The following is a 13,323-nucleotide window of genomic DNA, read 5'->3' on the forward strand; positions in this document are numbered from 1 at the left end:
CTTGCTTAGTCAACAAAAAAAGAAGTTCCAGCGAACTTCTTTTTTGTTTTATTCCAATTTATGCGACTTGCTTAAAGCTTCATCAACCTTCGGCCGGTAAAATTTGCGTCCACCTTGGCTCATAATATTATCAGTAAAAGTACCCGGACGCGTATGCTGCAAGGCATTGGTAATGGCATAAACCGCCGCATCCATGTCATCAATGCGGTGCAATAGTTCCGCTTCAAGCAAAGCTGGTAATTTTGGCGAACCATATTCAAACTTGCCGTGATGCGACAGCACCATGTGCCGCAATAGCAACAGGTCTTCTGATTCTGGATCAATCTTCATCTCTTGAGCCGCCATCATTATTTGCTCATCAATCAGTACCAAATGCCCAACCAGATTGCCTTCTGTCGTATATTGGGTTGCTGCAGGTCCAGTCAGCTCCAAGACTTTACCCATATCGTGCAAAATACAGCCAGCATAAAGCAGCGACCGATCAACCTGCGAATAATTATCTGCAATTCCTTTAGCATCCCGCAGCATTGACACCGTATGGAAGGCTAACCCGCCACGAACAGCATGGTGGTTGCTCTTACCTGCCGGATAATCAAAGAACCGTTTATCCCACTTTTTCAATAAATAACGCACAATCCGATTCCATGTTGGATTCAGGATTTCAAACACATATTGGTTGATTTCTTCCTTCATGTCCGCAATTTTTTCGGGAGCCGACTTAATAAATTCCTGAAGATCATAACCTTCTTCAGGACCAACGACCCGTAAGCTATAAATCTTAATTTGCGGCTGGTCTTGATATTCCTCACGTCTACCATTAAGTTCAACAAGTGTTCCAGCACTGAAAGTCGCGGCATCTTGATTATTTGCATCCCAAAAATTACCACGGATTTCACCAGAACTATCCCCAAAAGACATTGCTAAGTACAACTTGCCCTTTTTTGTGTGGCGCAATTGGGAATTTTTAATTAAAACTACTAACTCTAATTCTTCACCATCATTGTAATCCAGTAGGCGTTTAAACATTTTCGGTTCCTTTCGTAAAAGTCAGCGGTTGCAGCTGTAATTGTTCAACTAACTTGTTTTGTGCCGTAAAAATCAAAACTTGAGTAGTTTGCGCAATTTGCTTTAAGAGCTGTTCAATTTGGCCCGTTCTTTGATCGTCAAAATTAACAAACGAATCATCAATTAGGATTGGTAATTTAATTTGGTCCTTAATCTGCTGTACAAAAACTAATTTTAAGGCAAAGTAAAGTTGTTCCTGGGTACCGCGCGAAAGGTATTTTACCTTGATAGATTTGCCATCAGCGCGCGTGACTGACAATTTTTTGTCAATTTTAATATTATTATACCGGTTATTTGTTAACAGTCGCAAATATTCTTTTGCATCCGTCAGCATTTTTGGAAAACGTTCGTTGGAGGCAAGATCAAGGGCTCGCCCAATCCACTTGCTGGCAAATAAATCAGCTAAATATTCAACACTTTGATTGCGAAACAGCGTTTGGGTATTGGCTAATTCCTGTTTAGCCGTAAATACAGCCGTTGAACTGGCAAGATTTGCCATTTGCACATTGCTTTCAGCTATTTGACCTTGCAATACATGATTTTGTTCTTCAGCAGCCGCAATTTCTTTTCGCAAAGCTGTTTCTTTTTCTTGAACCTTTGACTCATTTTGTAAAAATTGTTCTAACTCTGGCAAGTCTTCTTGCAGGTTAGCGGTCAAAGCTACAATCTGCGTTTTAATTGTTTCCTGCTGCTGCTTAGTAATTTGCAATTGCTCGTAATCAGCTAACGTCTTAACACCAGCTTCTGCTAATACAGCCTTTAACTTTAATTGTACCTGCTGCAATTGCCTTGTATCTTCTGTCAAATTGTTTTCAAGTGATGCTTTTTTCTCTTCTTGACGCTGCTGTTGGGACTTTTGTTCAGCCAATGAATCAATTGCTGTAATTACTGAAACAAAGTCAGTAGCCACATTTTGGTGCAAAGCAATACTGAGCTCTTGAGCCAATTGGTCCACCTGTTCCTGTAAACTGCCTAGCTGCTCTTGGTTAGCTTGCTCATTTTGTTTCTGCAATTGATACTGGCGCCACTGATTGAGCAAATTAGCTAAATCCAAATTCTCTGGATTAAGGCCGTATTTTTGACTGAAGGCCGCTTGTTTTTGCTTAATTTTAGCTTGCTTTGCACGCAAAGCAACCTGCTTCTGCTGTTGTTGCTTTTTCTCCTTTATGCCCCAACCTGCACCGATAATTCCGCCGACTAATAACAAACCGCCGATAATCTTAGAACCAGTAACTAGCAAAATCATGCCAATAATTGCCAAAGCGCCACCTGCAAGTAGCCATCCCTGATTGGTGCTACTCTTTTGCGCTACTGGCTCCTTTGGCGGCAATTCTTGGTAATCTTGTTGCAATTTAACAATAGCTGCTTGATTAAATTCAGCAATCTTTGCTAAATCTGGACTGAGCGCCAGTAACTGCTGCTTAGCCTGCTCTATTTGCTTTGCTTTTTGCACACATGCACGATATTCTGCCTGCCATTGCAGTAATTCGGGCTTTTTTTGAATTAATTTAGCTGCCGCAGTGTCTTCCGCAACATCCGTTAACTGCGTTAGTTGCTGCTTCAATTCCGCAATTGTCTTTTGTAAACTTTGCTGCTGCATGTCCAATCTTTGCGCTATTTGATACTGTTCCGGATCAAACTTCACTTCTTTTACCTGCTGTTTCAAAGCCTGCAATTGTTGGTAATTAGGCAGCTGCTTGCGTAATTGTTCTATTTGATTTAACTCACTTTGCAATTTACGCAATTCAGTTTCACTATTTTCTTGCAAATTTTTTTGCTTAGCTGCACTAGTTTCTAATGCTTGATAATCCGTAAATTCATCTTCTACTGCAGCCAAGTCCGCTTTTTGCTCCTGCATCTTTTTCAGCAGCTTATTAACTGGCGGCACAGATCCGCGGCTTTTAAATAATTTATCAGCTTCCTTGGCAAATTTGTCACGCAAGTCAATCAATTGGTCGCTGTTGGCAGCTCCTAAATAATATATCCGCTCCAGTAAATCTGTCTGGCTAATATCAATTACCTTGGCCAGCATATCCTGATTAAAAATAAAGCTTGAGGCATAGAAGTCACCATCAATATTTTTAATTTGGTCAAAGAAAACACTTTCGGGAACAATTTGCCCATCACATTTCACAGTTAGTGTTCCCAGCTTAGACCCCTTGCCACTGGCATAAAGACGCTCCAATTCAAATTGCTGACCATTATCAGCGATAAAAAACAGGGAACCACCCATCGGACTTACACGTGCTAACGGCTTGTAATCTTCAAAAAAATCACTCTTGCGTTTATCCAAGTGAAAGCCGAACAAAATTTGCTTAATAAATGCCACGACTGTACTCTTGCCTGCCTCGTTAGCACCAAAAAAGACGCTCAAGTTTTCATTTCCTAAGTCAAAGGTAAAATTCGAAAACTGACCAAAATTGACAATTTTTATCTTAATCAGCTTCATCATTAATCCCCTTTAACTCATTATTCAATTTAACCGCCGCCAACTCCTTCACTTCTTGTAAAAATTCGGGATCTTGTGCAAGTTTAGCAGCTAATTCATCCTTTTTAAACCAGTCTTGACTTAACTTAGCAAATGTTGCTGGCGTAAAAAGCTCACTTTCTGCCTGTGTAAAATAAGCCTGGTCATTAGCAGCAATCTCCAAGCGGCTATTAGCCGTAAAACGCACATCCACTAGTTGCGAATCAAAAGCTAATTCTTGCGAAACTGACTGCCAATAATCGGTATCCTGCATCAATTCACGTTCCTGCTCATTTAGATATTCCGCACCAATAATTTGCAAGCTATAATAAGTTGTTGTCTGTGGTTTAATGCTTGCCAAAAGATGCGTATGCAAGTCATTAGGGCTAATTTCGGCTGTCAAAGTCAACTCAGCTTTAGCCCAAGTAATCGGACTAGTTGGGACAAATTCAATTTGGGTCTTCTTGGTTTGCTCATTAACTGTTCCCATATAGCAACCCTTAGCACCCAACTCGTTAATGTGGCGGCCCTGAATATTACCGGGATAAACAATTAACGGCTTTTCCGACAAAACTTGCCGCAAATGAATATGACCAAGGGCAAAATAATCATAATTCAGATTTTTTAATTCACTTAAAGTAAACGGCGCATAAACATTTTGATTAGCCTGTCCCGCCTTTTCTTGCGCATGCATGATCCCAAAGGTATAATGCGCAGTTTTTGCAGGGAAATCCGGCACAAGATCAGAAGTAATATGATTATTAAGATATGAAAAACCGCTGATCTCATAGTCAAAGCCGCTTTTAGTCTGATAAGACACGGTTTCAACCTGCTCGCCATCACCCAACAACTTAAAGTAAGGACTGGCTGCCACTAACAAATCGGCCGCATGCATGTGGTCGTGATTACCAAAAATCATCACAACTTGAATTTCTGCCTTTGTCAAACGTTCAATTTGTTTAGCAAAAAAAAGCTGACTGCTAGGATTAGGTCGATTGCTATCAAAGGTGTCGCCAGCAATTAAAACCAGATCAACCTGTTCCGCTAGCGCTAGGTCAACAATCTTACTTAAAGACTGATTTGGTGCTTGCTCTATTTGAGAAAATCGCTTAGATGGCAAAAAAGATAGCCCCAAAAATGGACTATCTAAATGTGCATCCGCCAAGTGGATAAATTTCATAATTACTTCTAATTTCTAAGACCTTCATAAAGATCATTAATCGGCTTAGTAATTGCCTTTTGAACATCATCAATTGTCTTGTACAAACCTTGTTCTGCTTGCAGCAGTTTCAAAATTTGTGGATCTTTTTGTACTTTTTCGTTCAATTGGTTATATTCGTCTTGAATATCCTTTGAAATATCCTGACCTTGAGCCTGGGCTTGCATAATTTGTGCTTGCATCTTGTCCATTTCCTTAAACAGGTCAGAACTATCAGCATTCTTTTTAACGCCGTCAATTGCTTCTTCTAAAGCCTTGTATTCGTCAATTTCTTGCAAGTCAGAAGCTAATTGATTAGCTGAGTCGTAGATGTTTACCATATAAAAGTCCTCCTAAATTAATGGCCGATTAGGCCCTTGATATTATTATACCATTCATTGAGCTTTTGACTCGCCGAACCAAAACCTTTTTCAATTTTATCGCCAATACCACCGGTCCAATCCGTTCCAGAACCATTTTGCTTAACAATTTGGTTAGGAGCCTGCTCGGTAAATTGATTTTGCGCGGTATACGGCAGAATGCCTTCCATCTCGGCCTTATACAGCCTTGTAATTCCCGTTTCCGAAATACCATGCATATAATGCTCTCTGTTAGTTCGATCAAAGCCAACCCAAGTTGCAATGACGACATCAGGAGTGTAACCGACAATCCACTGGTCCTTAGTACCAAAACCATAAGAATTAGGTACTTCCGTTGACCCAGTTTTGCCCGCAACTCGATAACCACTAGGCTGTGCCGAAGCCCCAGTACCATTACTGAAAACGCCAAGAAGCATGGTTGTCATTTCCTTGGCAGTATTAGTTGAAATTATGCGGTGGGTGCCTGGATTATGATTTTCAGCCAAAACCTTGCCACTAGCATCAGTTATCTTGGTGATAAAGTATGAATTATTGGGCAAATTTCCCTTATTAGCAAAGGCAGAATAGGCCCTAGCCATTTGCAACGGCGAGACACCGCTAGACAAACCACCAAGAGCCAAAGCCAGATTTTGGTCAGACTTAGGTACCTTCAAACCAAAATTATTTGCCGACTGAACACCCTTGGCAACCCCAATCTTATCTAAAAGCCAAACTGCCGGTACATTCTTACTTTGGGCCACTGCCGTATACATTGGAATCTTATCAGAATAACCATTATCTACATTGTGTGGCTCGTAGCCGTTCTTCCCAAATCGCTGGAGCTTGTTAGATAACGACGAATCATAGTGATAACCCTCCTGCAGGGCTGGCGCATACGTAACCAGCGGCTTAATGGATGAGCCAGGCTGGCGCTTCATTTGCGTTGCTCGATTGTATCCACGAAAGACATGCTTGCCGCGTCCGCCAATAACTGCTCGCACAGCACCAGTTGCTGGGTCCATCACTACACTTGCTCCCTGCGTTTGGGTGCCATCAGCAGCGTTAGCTGGGAACAACCAATCCTGGTTAAACTTATCCTGCAGCTGTCCTTGATAATTCTGGTTCAGTGTCGTATAAATCTTCAGCCCCTTGTTCATTACGTCTTCTTCTTTTAAGCCGTAACGGTCAATGGCCTCATCAACCACAGCATCAAAAAAGTATGGATAACGGTAACCATCTTGGTTATGGTAAGCATCAACTAAGGTTAGACCTTGCTTTTGCGCCGCACTAGCAGCTGATTGCGACAACTTTTTGTTAGCAACCATCAAATTCAAAATCAAATTTCGCCGCGACAATGCATAAGACATGTGGTCAATTGGATTATATTGGCTAGGATTACGCAGAATTCCAGCCAGTGTTGCACCCTCGCCAACAGTCAACTGACTGGCATCTTTACCAAAATATTTTTTACTGGCATCTTGAACTCCCCAGACACCGTTACCAAAATAGGCATTATTGAGATACATTGTTAAAATATCTTTTTTGGAATAAACATGAGTAATCTCAACGGCAAAAAATAATTCTTCCAACTTACGTGAAAATGTCTGTTGCTGGGTTAACAGCGCGTTTTTGGCAAGCTGCTGGGTAATGGTTGAACCACCACCAGAAATCTGCCCATGATGAATAACAAGGCCCAATGCCGCCCGTGCCATTCCTTTAGCACTAAAGCCGGGATTAGTCCAAAATGTCCGATCTTCAGTCGAAATCACGGCATTCTTGACATTTGGCGAAATTTTATTATATTCGACAAAGGAACCTTTTTGAGAATACAGCGAGCCTGCCTTCTGACCTTTATAATCATAAATGGCAGTCGTTGTTGACAAAGAGGCCTTTAAATTAGATATATTCGAAGTTTTTACTTTAACGGTATAATACGTACAAACCAAAAGGATCACGCTAAGCAGGATTAAAATAATCCAGCGACCGATATAAAAACGGTTGTCAAAGCGATGCCACGCCCTACTTAAACCGTTTTTCTTTGGTTCATTATTGTCCATGAATTCTGCTCCTTTTTAGAAACACTTAGAATTGTATCATATTAGAAGAGGATTAGTTTTATTTACAAAAAGACTTAATAAATATTTATGAGCTATTATTTTACACTTAATTATCCCAAAAATCTCAAACCATGTTCTGTCAGTGACCTGTTGCGCCAACTTTTGGTGCCGCGCAAGTGGCGACATTTCTTGCGAATTGAACAAAAAATTCGCGTCAATGGCAATTACCGATATTTTAGTCAGTTAGTCTATCCCGATGACAAAATTGAATTGGAATTGGATTGTGTTGATTCCCAGCAAGGTATCTACCCAGCAAGCGGCAAATTGCCCGACGTCATTTATGAAGACCAAGACTTATTAGTAATTAACAAGCCAGCTGGACAAAAGACGCACCCAAATTTAGCTGAAACCAACACTGCACTAAACGACTGTGCTACTTACTTAGGCTTCAGTCCCTTTGTCGTCCACCGGCTAGATATGTTAACCAGTGGCTTACTGCTAGTCGCAAAAAATCCAGCGGTTGTGCCAATTCTTAATCGCGAATTGACCACCAAAATTTTTCATCGTGAATATCTCGCAGTTGTTAATCACCCAGAAAAATTGCAAGCAAGTGGTACAATCGCTCTGCCGATCGGTCATGACCCCAATGACCAACGCAAAAGAATGGTTCGTGAAGATGGGTTGGCATCAATCACCCATTATCAAATTTTAAGCCAAACATCTGGCGAAGCACTAATTAAATTGCAGCTTGAAACTGGCCGCACACACCAAATCCGCGTCCACTTAGCCGCCATTGGCTGCCCAATTCTTGGCGATCCGCTCTATAATCCAGACTGCAATCCAGATGAGCTTTTGCACTTAACTGCCTACCAGATGGCATTTAATAAGCCTTTTTCGTTTGATAAAATTCAAGTTAAGTTGCCACTAGAAAAAAATCGCTAGACAAAAGTCTAGCGATTTTTAATATCTCATATTTTTTGTAATTTCACTTATATTTACGTTACAGCTTGGTCATTTTTCATAAAGTTTAATTGCGGTAAACTTAATTGCAATTACCATTATTATTAACCAAATTAATCCTAAGAATGAATATGCCGGACTAATTAACTTACGCGCTAAAAAGAACAATTCTGTGCCAGCAATTATTGGATGATTAAAAGGTAAAAGACCTTTTAAACTGCCAAGCATTAATATTGTATATACAGAACCAAACAAAAAAGTTAAGCCCGTCTTTTTAAAAATCAGTTGAATTAACAACATAAATAATAAAAACACATATATATCAATTAACTGCAGCCAAAATTCAATTAGAGCTGTAACCAAATACTTAGAATCAGCACTAGTACCAGTTAATACCCCCTTAATAACTACAGTTACAAGAAATGTTAATTCAATTAAAAATGCCACAAAAAATGCTAATACCATGAATGCATTTAAGTCATCTTTTCGCTCACCTGCACGAATTTCAATTACATCAAAATAACTCGTTCCGATAATTTCAAAAATACTAAACCCGACAAATAAAGTTACTAGCGGCAAGACAAAAGCCGCCATTTCCATACCTACAGATAAGTTAAAAAAAGTAGACCAGATACTCGGTTTGCCATAAATAGGCCCAATATAGCCAAAAATGCTAGCACAAAGGGCTATTAAAACCAATCCAATAATCAATCTAGCAATCTTTTTGTGACTTGTTTTAATTAAGAATTTAAACATTTTCGGCAACTTCTTCCCCATTAATTTCAAAAAAGCGATTGGCTACCGTATTGAAATAATTATCATGGGAAACAATTATAAAAGTTTTTTGTGGGTTTTCTGAATGAACTTTTTCAACTAAATCAACAATTTTTTGTTTTGAGCTTTTATCTAAGCCATTTAATGGTTCATCCAACAAAATTAAGTTCTCATCTTCCATTAAAGCTTGTGCTAAACCTAGTTTTTGGTTCATCCCTAATGAATACTTTCTTACCTTTATCTTACTTGTAGGATCTAATCCTACACGATCCATCCATAACTTAACTGTTTCTTGACTAATCTGATGCTTAATCTGTGCCAATGCCCACAAGTTATCAAATCCTGACATATCATTAATAAATCTAGGAGAATTAATTAATACTGCAGTTTGCTGTGCAAACTTTCCAGGACCTAATTCTTTTCCAAATACATTAACATGACCACTATTAGGCTGCCTTAGTCCACATATTACTTTTAGTAAAGTTGATTTACCAGAACCATTTTCACCACTAAGTAATGCAATATCTCCTTCAGAAATTTTAAAATTAACCTTAGTTAATAAAGGACGATTTTTAAAAGAAATGGCAACATCTTCAAGTATAACTGCTTGATTCATTAATAACTTGTCCTTTCACGATATTTATTTACCAAATATAATAATATTATTTCTATCATCAATACTAAAAATAAAAAGCAAAAAGGTGCTTGCAATTGACTTACTCGCTCAGCATTATCAAAAAGTCCGATCAAGTTATAACTAACCCATTGCTCTGGTATGATTCCTAATCCAAATAGCAGTATCGGCAAAAAAGTAACTATAGAAACAGAAAACGCAAATACTTGCCATTGCTTTTTGAAGCAGTAATTACTAATCAAAGGAACCATCATTATCTCAAAATTAATAAGTATTACAATTAATATCGTAAGAAATATTCCCATACCATGACCAAAAATATATAATAGGCCATTACTAAAAGTAAAAGTCTCTTGATAGTCTTGCGCAGTTATCCCAATAAATGATGTTAACTTAACAAATGGCATTGTAAGAATCCAGCTAATTAATGTGAACAATACTGCAACTATAAATAATCGCTTTACTTGCTGCCAACAATACTTCTTTTTATTTCTTAAAAGTTGCCACTCTCTAAAACTAGAAAACCAATATCTTGATGTCATTTGCCAACCCATAAAGATAACAATTAACGGAATTAAATAAGTTACGACACTGTTAAAATAAAAATTCTGCTCAATTGCCTTGTAATACACAGGCTCTTGGGGAATTCCAATTTGACAGAACATAGAAATCAAAATATATAGTAATACGCTAGCCCAAAAAGTAATGCATTCAGGTTTATTCAAAGACTTTTTCATTTAAATTCATCTCTCTATGGTCTCCATTTAAGATTAGCTTCTGTGGTACGAAGATTATATCCATTGGTTCTAAACCCTGCTCTCAATTTGCTACCTTTTAAATTTGTTTTCATCTTTCCTCCTAAATATATTTATAAATAATTTATTATAAACATATTTTTAAAAATATATCAATAATAAATTCATTGATTTTAATAGTTAGGATTTTTAAATAAAGCTTGTATTAACAATGCTATTTTTAAATACCTTTAGTTTTAAAATAGCCGTATATAGTAAATTTTTCCACACACTAAAACCTTTGCCGTGATATACCGCATCATAAACTAAACTCATTACCGTTCCATGAGTACCAATTGCAACTGTCCCCGATTCAGGTATTTTCTTTAAAAAATCAAGATACCTTGTCTGTGCTTCTGCCAAGGATTCACCACCCTTGGCAGCAAAAGTAAAGTCCTGCCACTGCCGCTTAGTATATTCATCAAAAGCTTGAGCATCACTAAACCACTCAGGCATTCTGCGCTCAACTAACAAGTTACTTGTTTGTACTATTAAATCTTGTTGCAGTGCCAAAGGTGTTACCGTTGCCACTGCTCTATTAAGCGGACTTGAATATATGGCAGTCAACGACACATTCTTAAATTTGTCAGCAATTTTTTGTGCCTGCCGTTGTCCTAGCTTAGTTAATGGTCTTGTCCAATCATCATGCACGCTTGTGTCAGGTTCACCATGCCTAATTAAATAAATTGTAGTCATCTTTATTCTTACCTTTTTTCAGTAATGGAACAGCCAATAAAATTAAGGCAAAATATGCAGCTGAAACCCAGTACATAATAGTTAAATTACTGCTAGCAGCGATAATTTTATCATCAACAATTAGGGACAAACTAACAACAACTTCTACCCCAAATGAAACAGTCGACAACATCAGTGACTTATTATTTTCACCATAAATTGCCCAATTGCTAAAAGCAGAAATTTGACCAGATAGTAGCCCCATTAATAATTCAACAAGTAAAAATATGACCAGTAACATATACCGATTGCTAAAAATGGAGCTGCTGCATAATAGCAGCATCATGCATAATGTACTGATAATTGTTAATTCCTTAAGATTTTTTCCAGATATTTGTTGCAACAACCATGCTCCAAAAATTGTTGCACACATAAAAGCCGTATACACAAAGGATAAGTTAAAACCTAACTGTTTAACATAAATAATCGACCAATAAATCATTAAAAATTGCGTTCCACAATCATAACCAATATTAACTAAAAATAAAATCCAAAATGATTTTTTCTTAATAATAGTTGCCACTGCACTTAAAAAATTAATGCGATTAGTTAAAGGCTGCGCTCGATTATCATGGAAATGCATAATTTTAATAAAAATAATGACAAACAAAGGATATAGAGCTAAGCCTAGCAGTCCAAACCAAACAGGGGCAGTCATTTTAACGCCAAAGAGCCATGTTCCAATATTACCGCCAATCAGCGTCGCGATATTCAAAATCGCTGTTTGCTTACCCATTAACCTACCATCAGGCTTTATTTTGTTTAATTCTTGTAAGTCAGTAATATACGCCAGCAAAGTTCCAGAATTAAATGCTAAGCCAATACCATATAGGAATTCTGCTAGAGAAAATATTATAAAACACGGCTTTAAGATCAATAAAAAGAAACTAAAACTAATTATTATCGCTGACAGGTTTAGCACTTTAAGTCGGCCTATTCTATCTGCCAAAAATCCTGACGGCAACATCCCAATTAAAATACCAACACTTTGCCATGATTTAATTGTAGAAATTTGTGCATCAGGAATACCATTATTCGCATAAAATAAAGAAAAAATTCCCGCCATAGAAGAACGAAATAAAGTAAAAAACGCAGTAAATATTAAAAAAGTTACCGCAATTTTGCCAGCAATAGTTCTAGATTTCATTTTATTAATCACCTCTTTTTAATATTTTATTAATATAGCATAAGCAATACTTATTTTCAAAAACAGCTAAAATATCAAAAAAGCCCTACCTGACTTCATTAGTCAAATAGGACTTTTATTGATTATTAAGCTAAATTATTCTTCATTCAATGAGCTTCTGTCAAAAGCAGCATTCTTAAGTTCTTCATCGATTGAAGGAGTTCCAAGCCAACCAATCATTTCTTTCATGGCATCAGTAATGGCTTCAGTACCTGGCAACAACAACTTACGAGGATCGTAACCCTTGTTAGCTTTATCTTCATCATGATGTTCTTCAAAGTACTTACGAGTGGCACCTTGGAAAGCCAGTTGGAATTCAGTGTTAATGTTAACCTTAGAAATACCAAGAGAAATAGCCTTCTTAACTTGGTCTTCAGGAATACCTGAACCACCGTGCAAAACAAGTGGTACAGGAACAGCATCAGCAATTTCCTTCAAACGGTCAAAGTTCAAGCCCTTCCAGCCTTCTGGATAAACGCCGTGGATATTACCAATACCACAAGCAAGCTTATCAACACCAGCAGCAACGAATGCCTTAGCATCTTCAACAGATGCTAATTCACCACCATCGGTGCCTTGGTTTTCACCAATTTTACCAATTTCTGCTTCAACAGAAATGCCGCGTTCATGAGCTAACTTAACGATTTCCTTAGTTTTAGCTAAGTTTTCATCAGTTGGAAGTGCATGACCATCAAACATAACTGAAGAGTAGCCAAGTGCAATACATTCCTTAGCTGATTCAAAGTCACCGTGGTCCAAGTTCAAAACAACTGGAACAGAAATGTTCATTGCATCCATTGTGTCTTCAACAATGTCCTTAACAATCTTGTAGCCACCCATGTACTTAGCAGCACCAGTTGAAACTTGAATTAAAACTGGAGTTCTAGTTTCTTCAGCAGCACGCAAAATTGCACGAGTCCATTCCAAGTTGTTAGTGTTGTATGCACCTACTGCATAATGGTTTTTACGAGCGTCTTTAAAGATCTGATTACCATTATCTAAATAAGCCATTAAAAATACCTCCTATATAAACTTACACTGCTATTGTACCGTAATAATTAATCATTGAACAATCTTTTATTTTATGTAAGCGC

At 37.9% G+C, this 13,323-nt stretch carries 12 protein-coding genes; 1 reads left to right on the forward strand and 11 read right to left on the reverse strand.

Features of this window, described 5'->3' with window-relative positions; translation table 11 throughout:
* Positions 1-48: 48 nt before the first annotated feature.
* Genes OZX58_RS05615 through OZX58_RS05635 form a run of 5 tightly spaced genes read right to left on the reverse strand, consistent with a single transcriptional unit; the run spans position 49 to position 7,146 of the window.
* Positions 49-1,026, reverse strand: a complete 978-nt coding sequence (locus OZX58_RS05615) for an HD domain-containing protein (protein WP_277131444.1) — start codon at positions 1,024-1,026, stop codon at positions 49-51.
* Positions 1,019-3,514 carry an AAA family ATPase gene (locus tag OZX58_RS05620; protein ID WP_277141761.1) on the reverse strand — a complete coding sequence of 832 codons (2,496 nt, stop codon included), beginning with the start codon at positions 3,512-3,514 and terminating at the stop codon, positions 1,019-1,021. Before OZX58_RS05620 ends, OZX58_RS05615 begins: the two co-directional genes overlap by 8 nt.
* Entirely contained in the window at positions 3,501-4,712 is a 1,212-nt protein-coding gene (locus OZX58_RS05625) for a DNA repair exonuclease (protein WP_277140605.1), read from the reverse strand. The genes OZX58_RS05620 and OZX58_RS05625 overlap by 14 nt, the downstream gene beginning before the upstream one ends.
* 8 nt (positions 4,713-4,720) lie before the next feature.
* Positions 4,721-5,071, reverse strand: a complete 351-nt coding sequence (locus tag OZX58_RS05630) for a YlbF family regulator (protein WP_277140606.1) — start codon at positions 5,069-5,071, stop codon at positions 4,721-4,723.
* 17 nt (positions 5,072-5,088) lie between these two features.
* Complete coding sequence (locus OZX58_RS05635) at positions 5,089-7,146, reverse strand: PBP1A family penicillin-binding protein (protein ID WP_277140607.1); 2,058 nt, start codon at positions 7,144-7,146, stop codon at positions 5,089-5,091.
* 87 nt (positions 7,147-7,233) lie between these two features.
* On the opposite strand from OZX58_RS05635, the gene OZX58_RS05640 reads away from it, so the two are divergent.
* Positions 7,234-8,088: an RluA family pseudouridine synthase gene (locus OZX58_RS05640; protein WP_277140608.1), complete on the forward strand. Its 855-nt coding sequence runs from the start codon at positions 7,234-7,236 to the stop codon at positions 8,086-8,088.
* Positions 8,089-8,157: 69 nt separating this feature from the next.
* Here OZX58_RS05640 and OZX58_RS05645 read toward each other — a convergent pair whose 3' ends face one another.
* From OZX58_RS05645 to fba, 6 genes are all read right to left on the reverse strand, one after another.
* Positions 8,158-8,862, reverse strand: a complete 705-nt coding sequence (locus OZX58_RS05645; protein WP_277140609.1) for a hypothetical protein — start codon at positions 8,860-8,862, stop codon at positions 8,158-8,160.
* Positions 8,855-9,496: an ABC transporter ATP-binding protein gene (locus OZX58_RS05650; RefSeq protein ID WP_277140610.1), complete on the reverse strand. Its 642-nt coding sequence runs from the start codon at positions 9,494-9,496 to the stop codon at positions 8,855-8,857. The genes OZX58_RS05645 and OZX58_RS05650 overlap by 8 nt, the downstream gene beginning before the upstream one ends.
* Positions 9,496-10,251: a hypothetical protein gene (locus OZX58_RS05655; protein WP_277140611.1), complete on the reverse strand. Its 756-nt coding sequence runs from the start codon at positions 10,249-10,251 to the stop codon at positions 9,496-9,498. Before OZX58_RS05655 ends, OZX58_RS05650 begins: the two co-directional genes overlap by 1 nt.
* A 207-nt stretch (positions 10,252-10,458) precedes the next feature.
* Positions 10,459-11,004, reverse strand: a complete 546-nt coding sequence (locus OZX58_RS05660; RefSeq protein WP_277140612.1) for a histidine phosphatase family protein — start codon at positions 11,002-11,004, stop codon at positions 10,459-10,461.
* The gene (locus OZX58_RS05665) at positions 10,982-12,190 is read right to left on the reverse strand and encodes an MFS transporter (RefSeq protein ID WP_277140613.1); all 1,209 of its coding nucleotides are present in this window, start codon (positions 12,188-12,190) and stop codon (positions 10,982-10,984) included. Before OZX58_RS05665 ends, OZX58_RS05660 begins: the two co-directional genes overlap by 23 nt.
* 135 nt (positions 12,191-12,325) lie before the next feature.
* Positions 12,326-13,240: a class II fructose-1,6-bisphosphate aldolase gene (gene fba / locus OZX58_RS05670; RefSeq protein WP_277131422.1), complete on the reverse strand. Its 915-nt coding sequence runs from the start codon at positions 13,238-13,240 to the stop codon at positions 12,326-12,328.
* Positions 13,241-13,323: the final 83 nt, after the last annotated feature.

Source organism: Lactobacillus sp. ESL0680, assembly GCF_029392855.1.
Lineage (GTDB): Bacteria > Bacillota > Bacilli > Lactobacillales > Lactobacillaceae > Lactobacillus.

Bases quoted from the DNA above. Each gene is read 5' to 3' on its own strand.
- OZX58_RS05650 (WP_277140610.1), bottom strand. From the start codon at position 9,496: ATGAATCAAGCAGTTATACTTGAAGATGTTGCCATTTCTTTTAAAAAT.
- OZX58_RS05620 (WP_277141761.1), bottom strand. From the start codon at position 3,514: ATGAAGCTGATTAAGATAAAAATTGTCAATTTTGGTCAGTTTTCGAAT.
- OZX58_RS05660 (WP_277140612.1), bottom strand. From the start codon at position 11,004: ATGACTACAATTTATTTAATTAGGCATGGTGAACCTGACACAAGCGTG.
- OZX58_RS05635 (WP_277140607.1), bottom strand. From the start codon at position 7,146: ATGGACAATAATGAACCAAAGAAAAACGGTTTAAGTAGGGCGTGGCAT.
- OZX58_RS05630 (WP_277140606.1), bottom strand. From the start codon at position 5,071: ATGGTAAACATCTACGACTCAGCTAATCAATTAGCTTCTGACTTGCAA.
- OZX58_RS05640 (WP_277140608.1), top strand. From the start codon at position 7,234: ATGAGCTATTATTTTACACTTAATTATCCCAAAAATCTCAAACCATGT.
- OZX58_RS05645 (WP_277140609.1), bottom strand. From the start codon at position 8,862: ATGTTTAAATTCTTAATTAAAACAAGTCACAAAAAGATTGCTAGATTG.
- OZX58_RS05655 (WP_277140611.1), bottom strand. From the start codon at position 10,251: ATGAAAAAGTCTTTGAATAAACCTGAATGCATTACTTTTTGGGCTAGC.
- OZX58_RS05615 (WP_277131444.1), bottom strand. From the start codon at position 1,026: ATGTTTAAACGCCTACTGGATTACAATGATGGTGAAGAATTAGAGTTA.
- fba (WP_277131422.1), bottom strand. From the start codon at position 13,240: ATGGCTTATTTAGATAATGGTAATCAGATCTTTAAAGACGCTCGTAAA.
- OZX58_RS05625 (WP_277140605.1), bottom strand. From the start codon at position 4,712: ATGAAATTTATCCACTTGGCGGATGCACATTTAGATAGTCCATTTTTG.
- OZX58_RS05665 (WP_277140613.1), bottom strand. From the start codon at position 12,190: ATGAAATCTAGAACTATTGCTGGCAAAATTGCGGTAACTTTTTTAATA.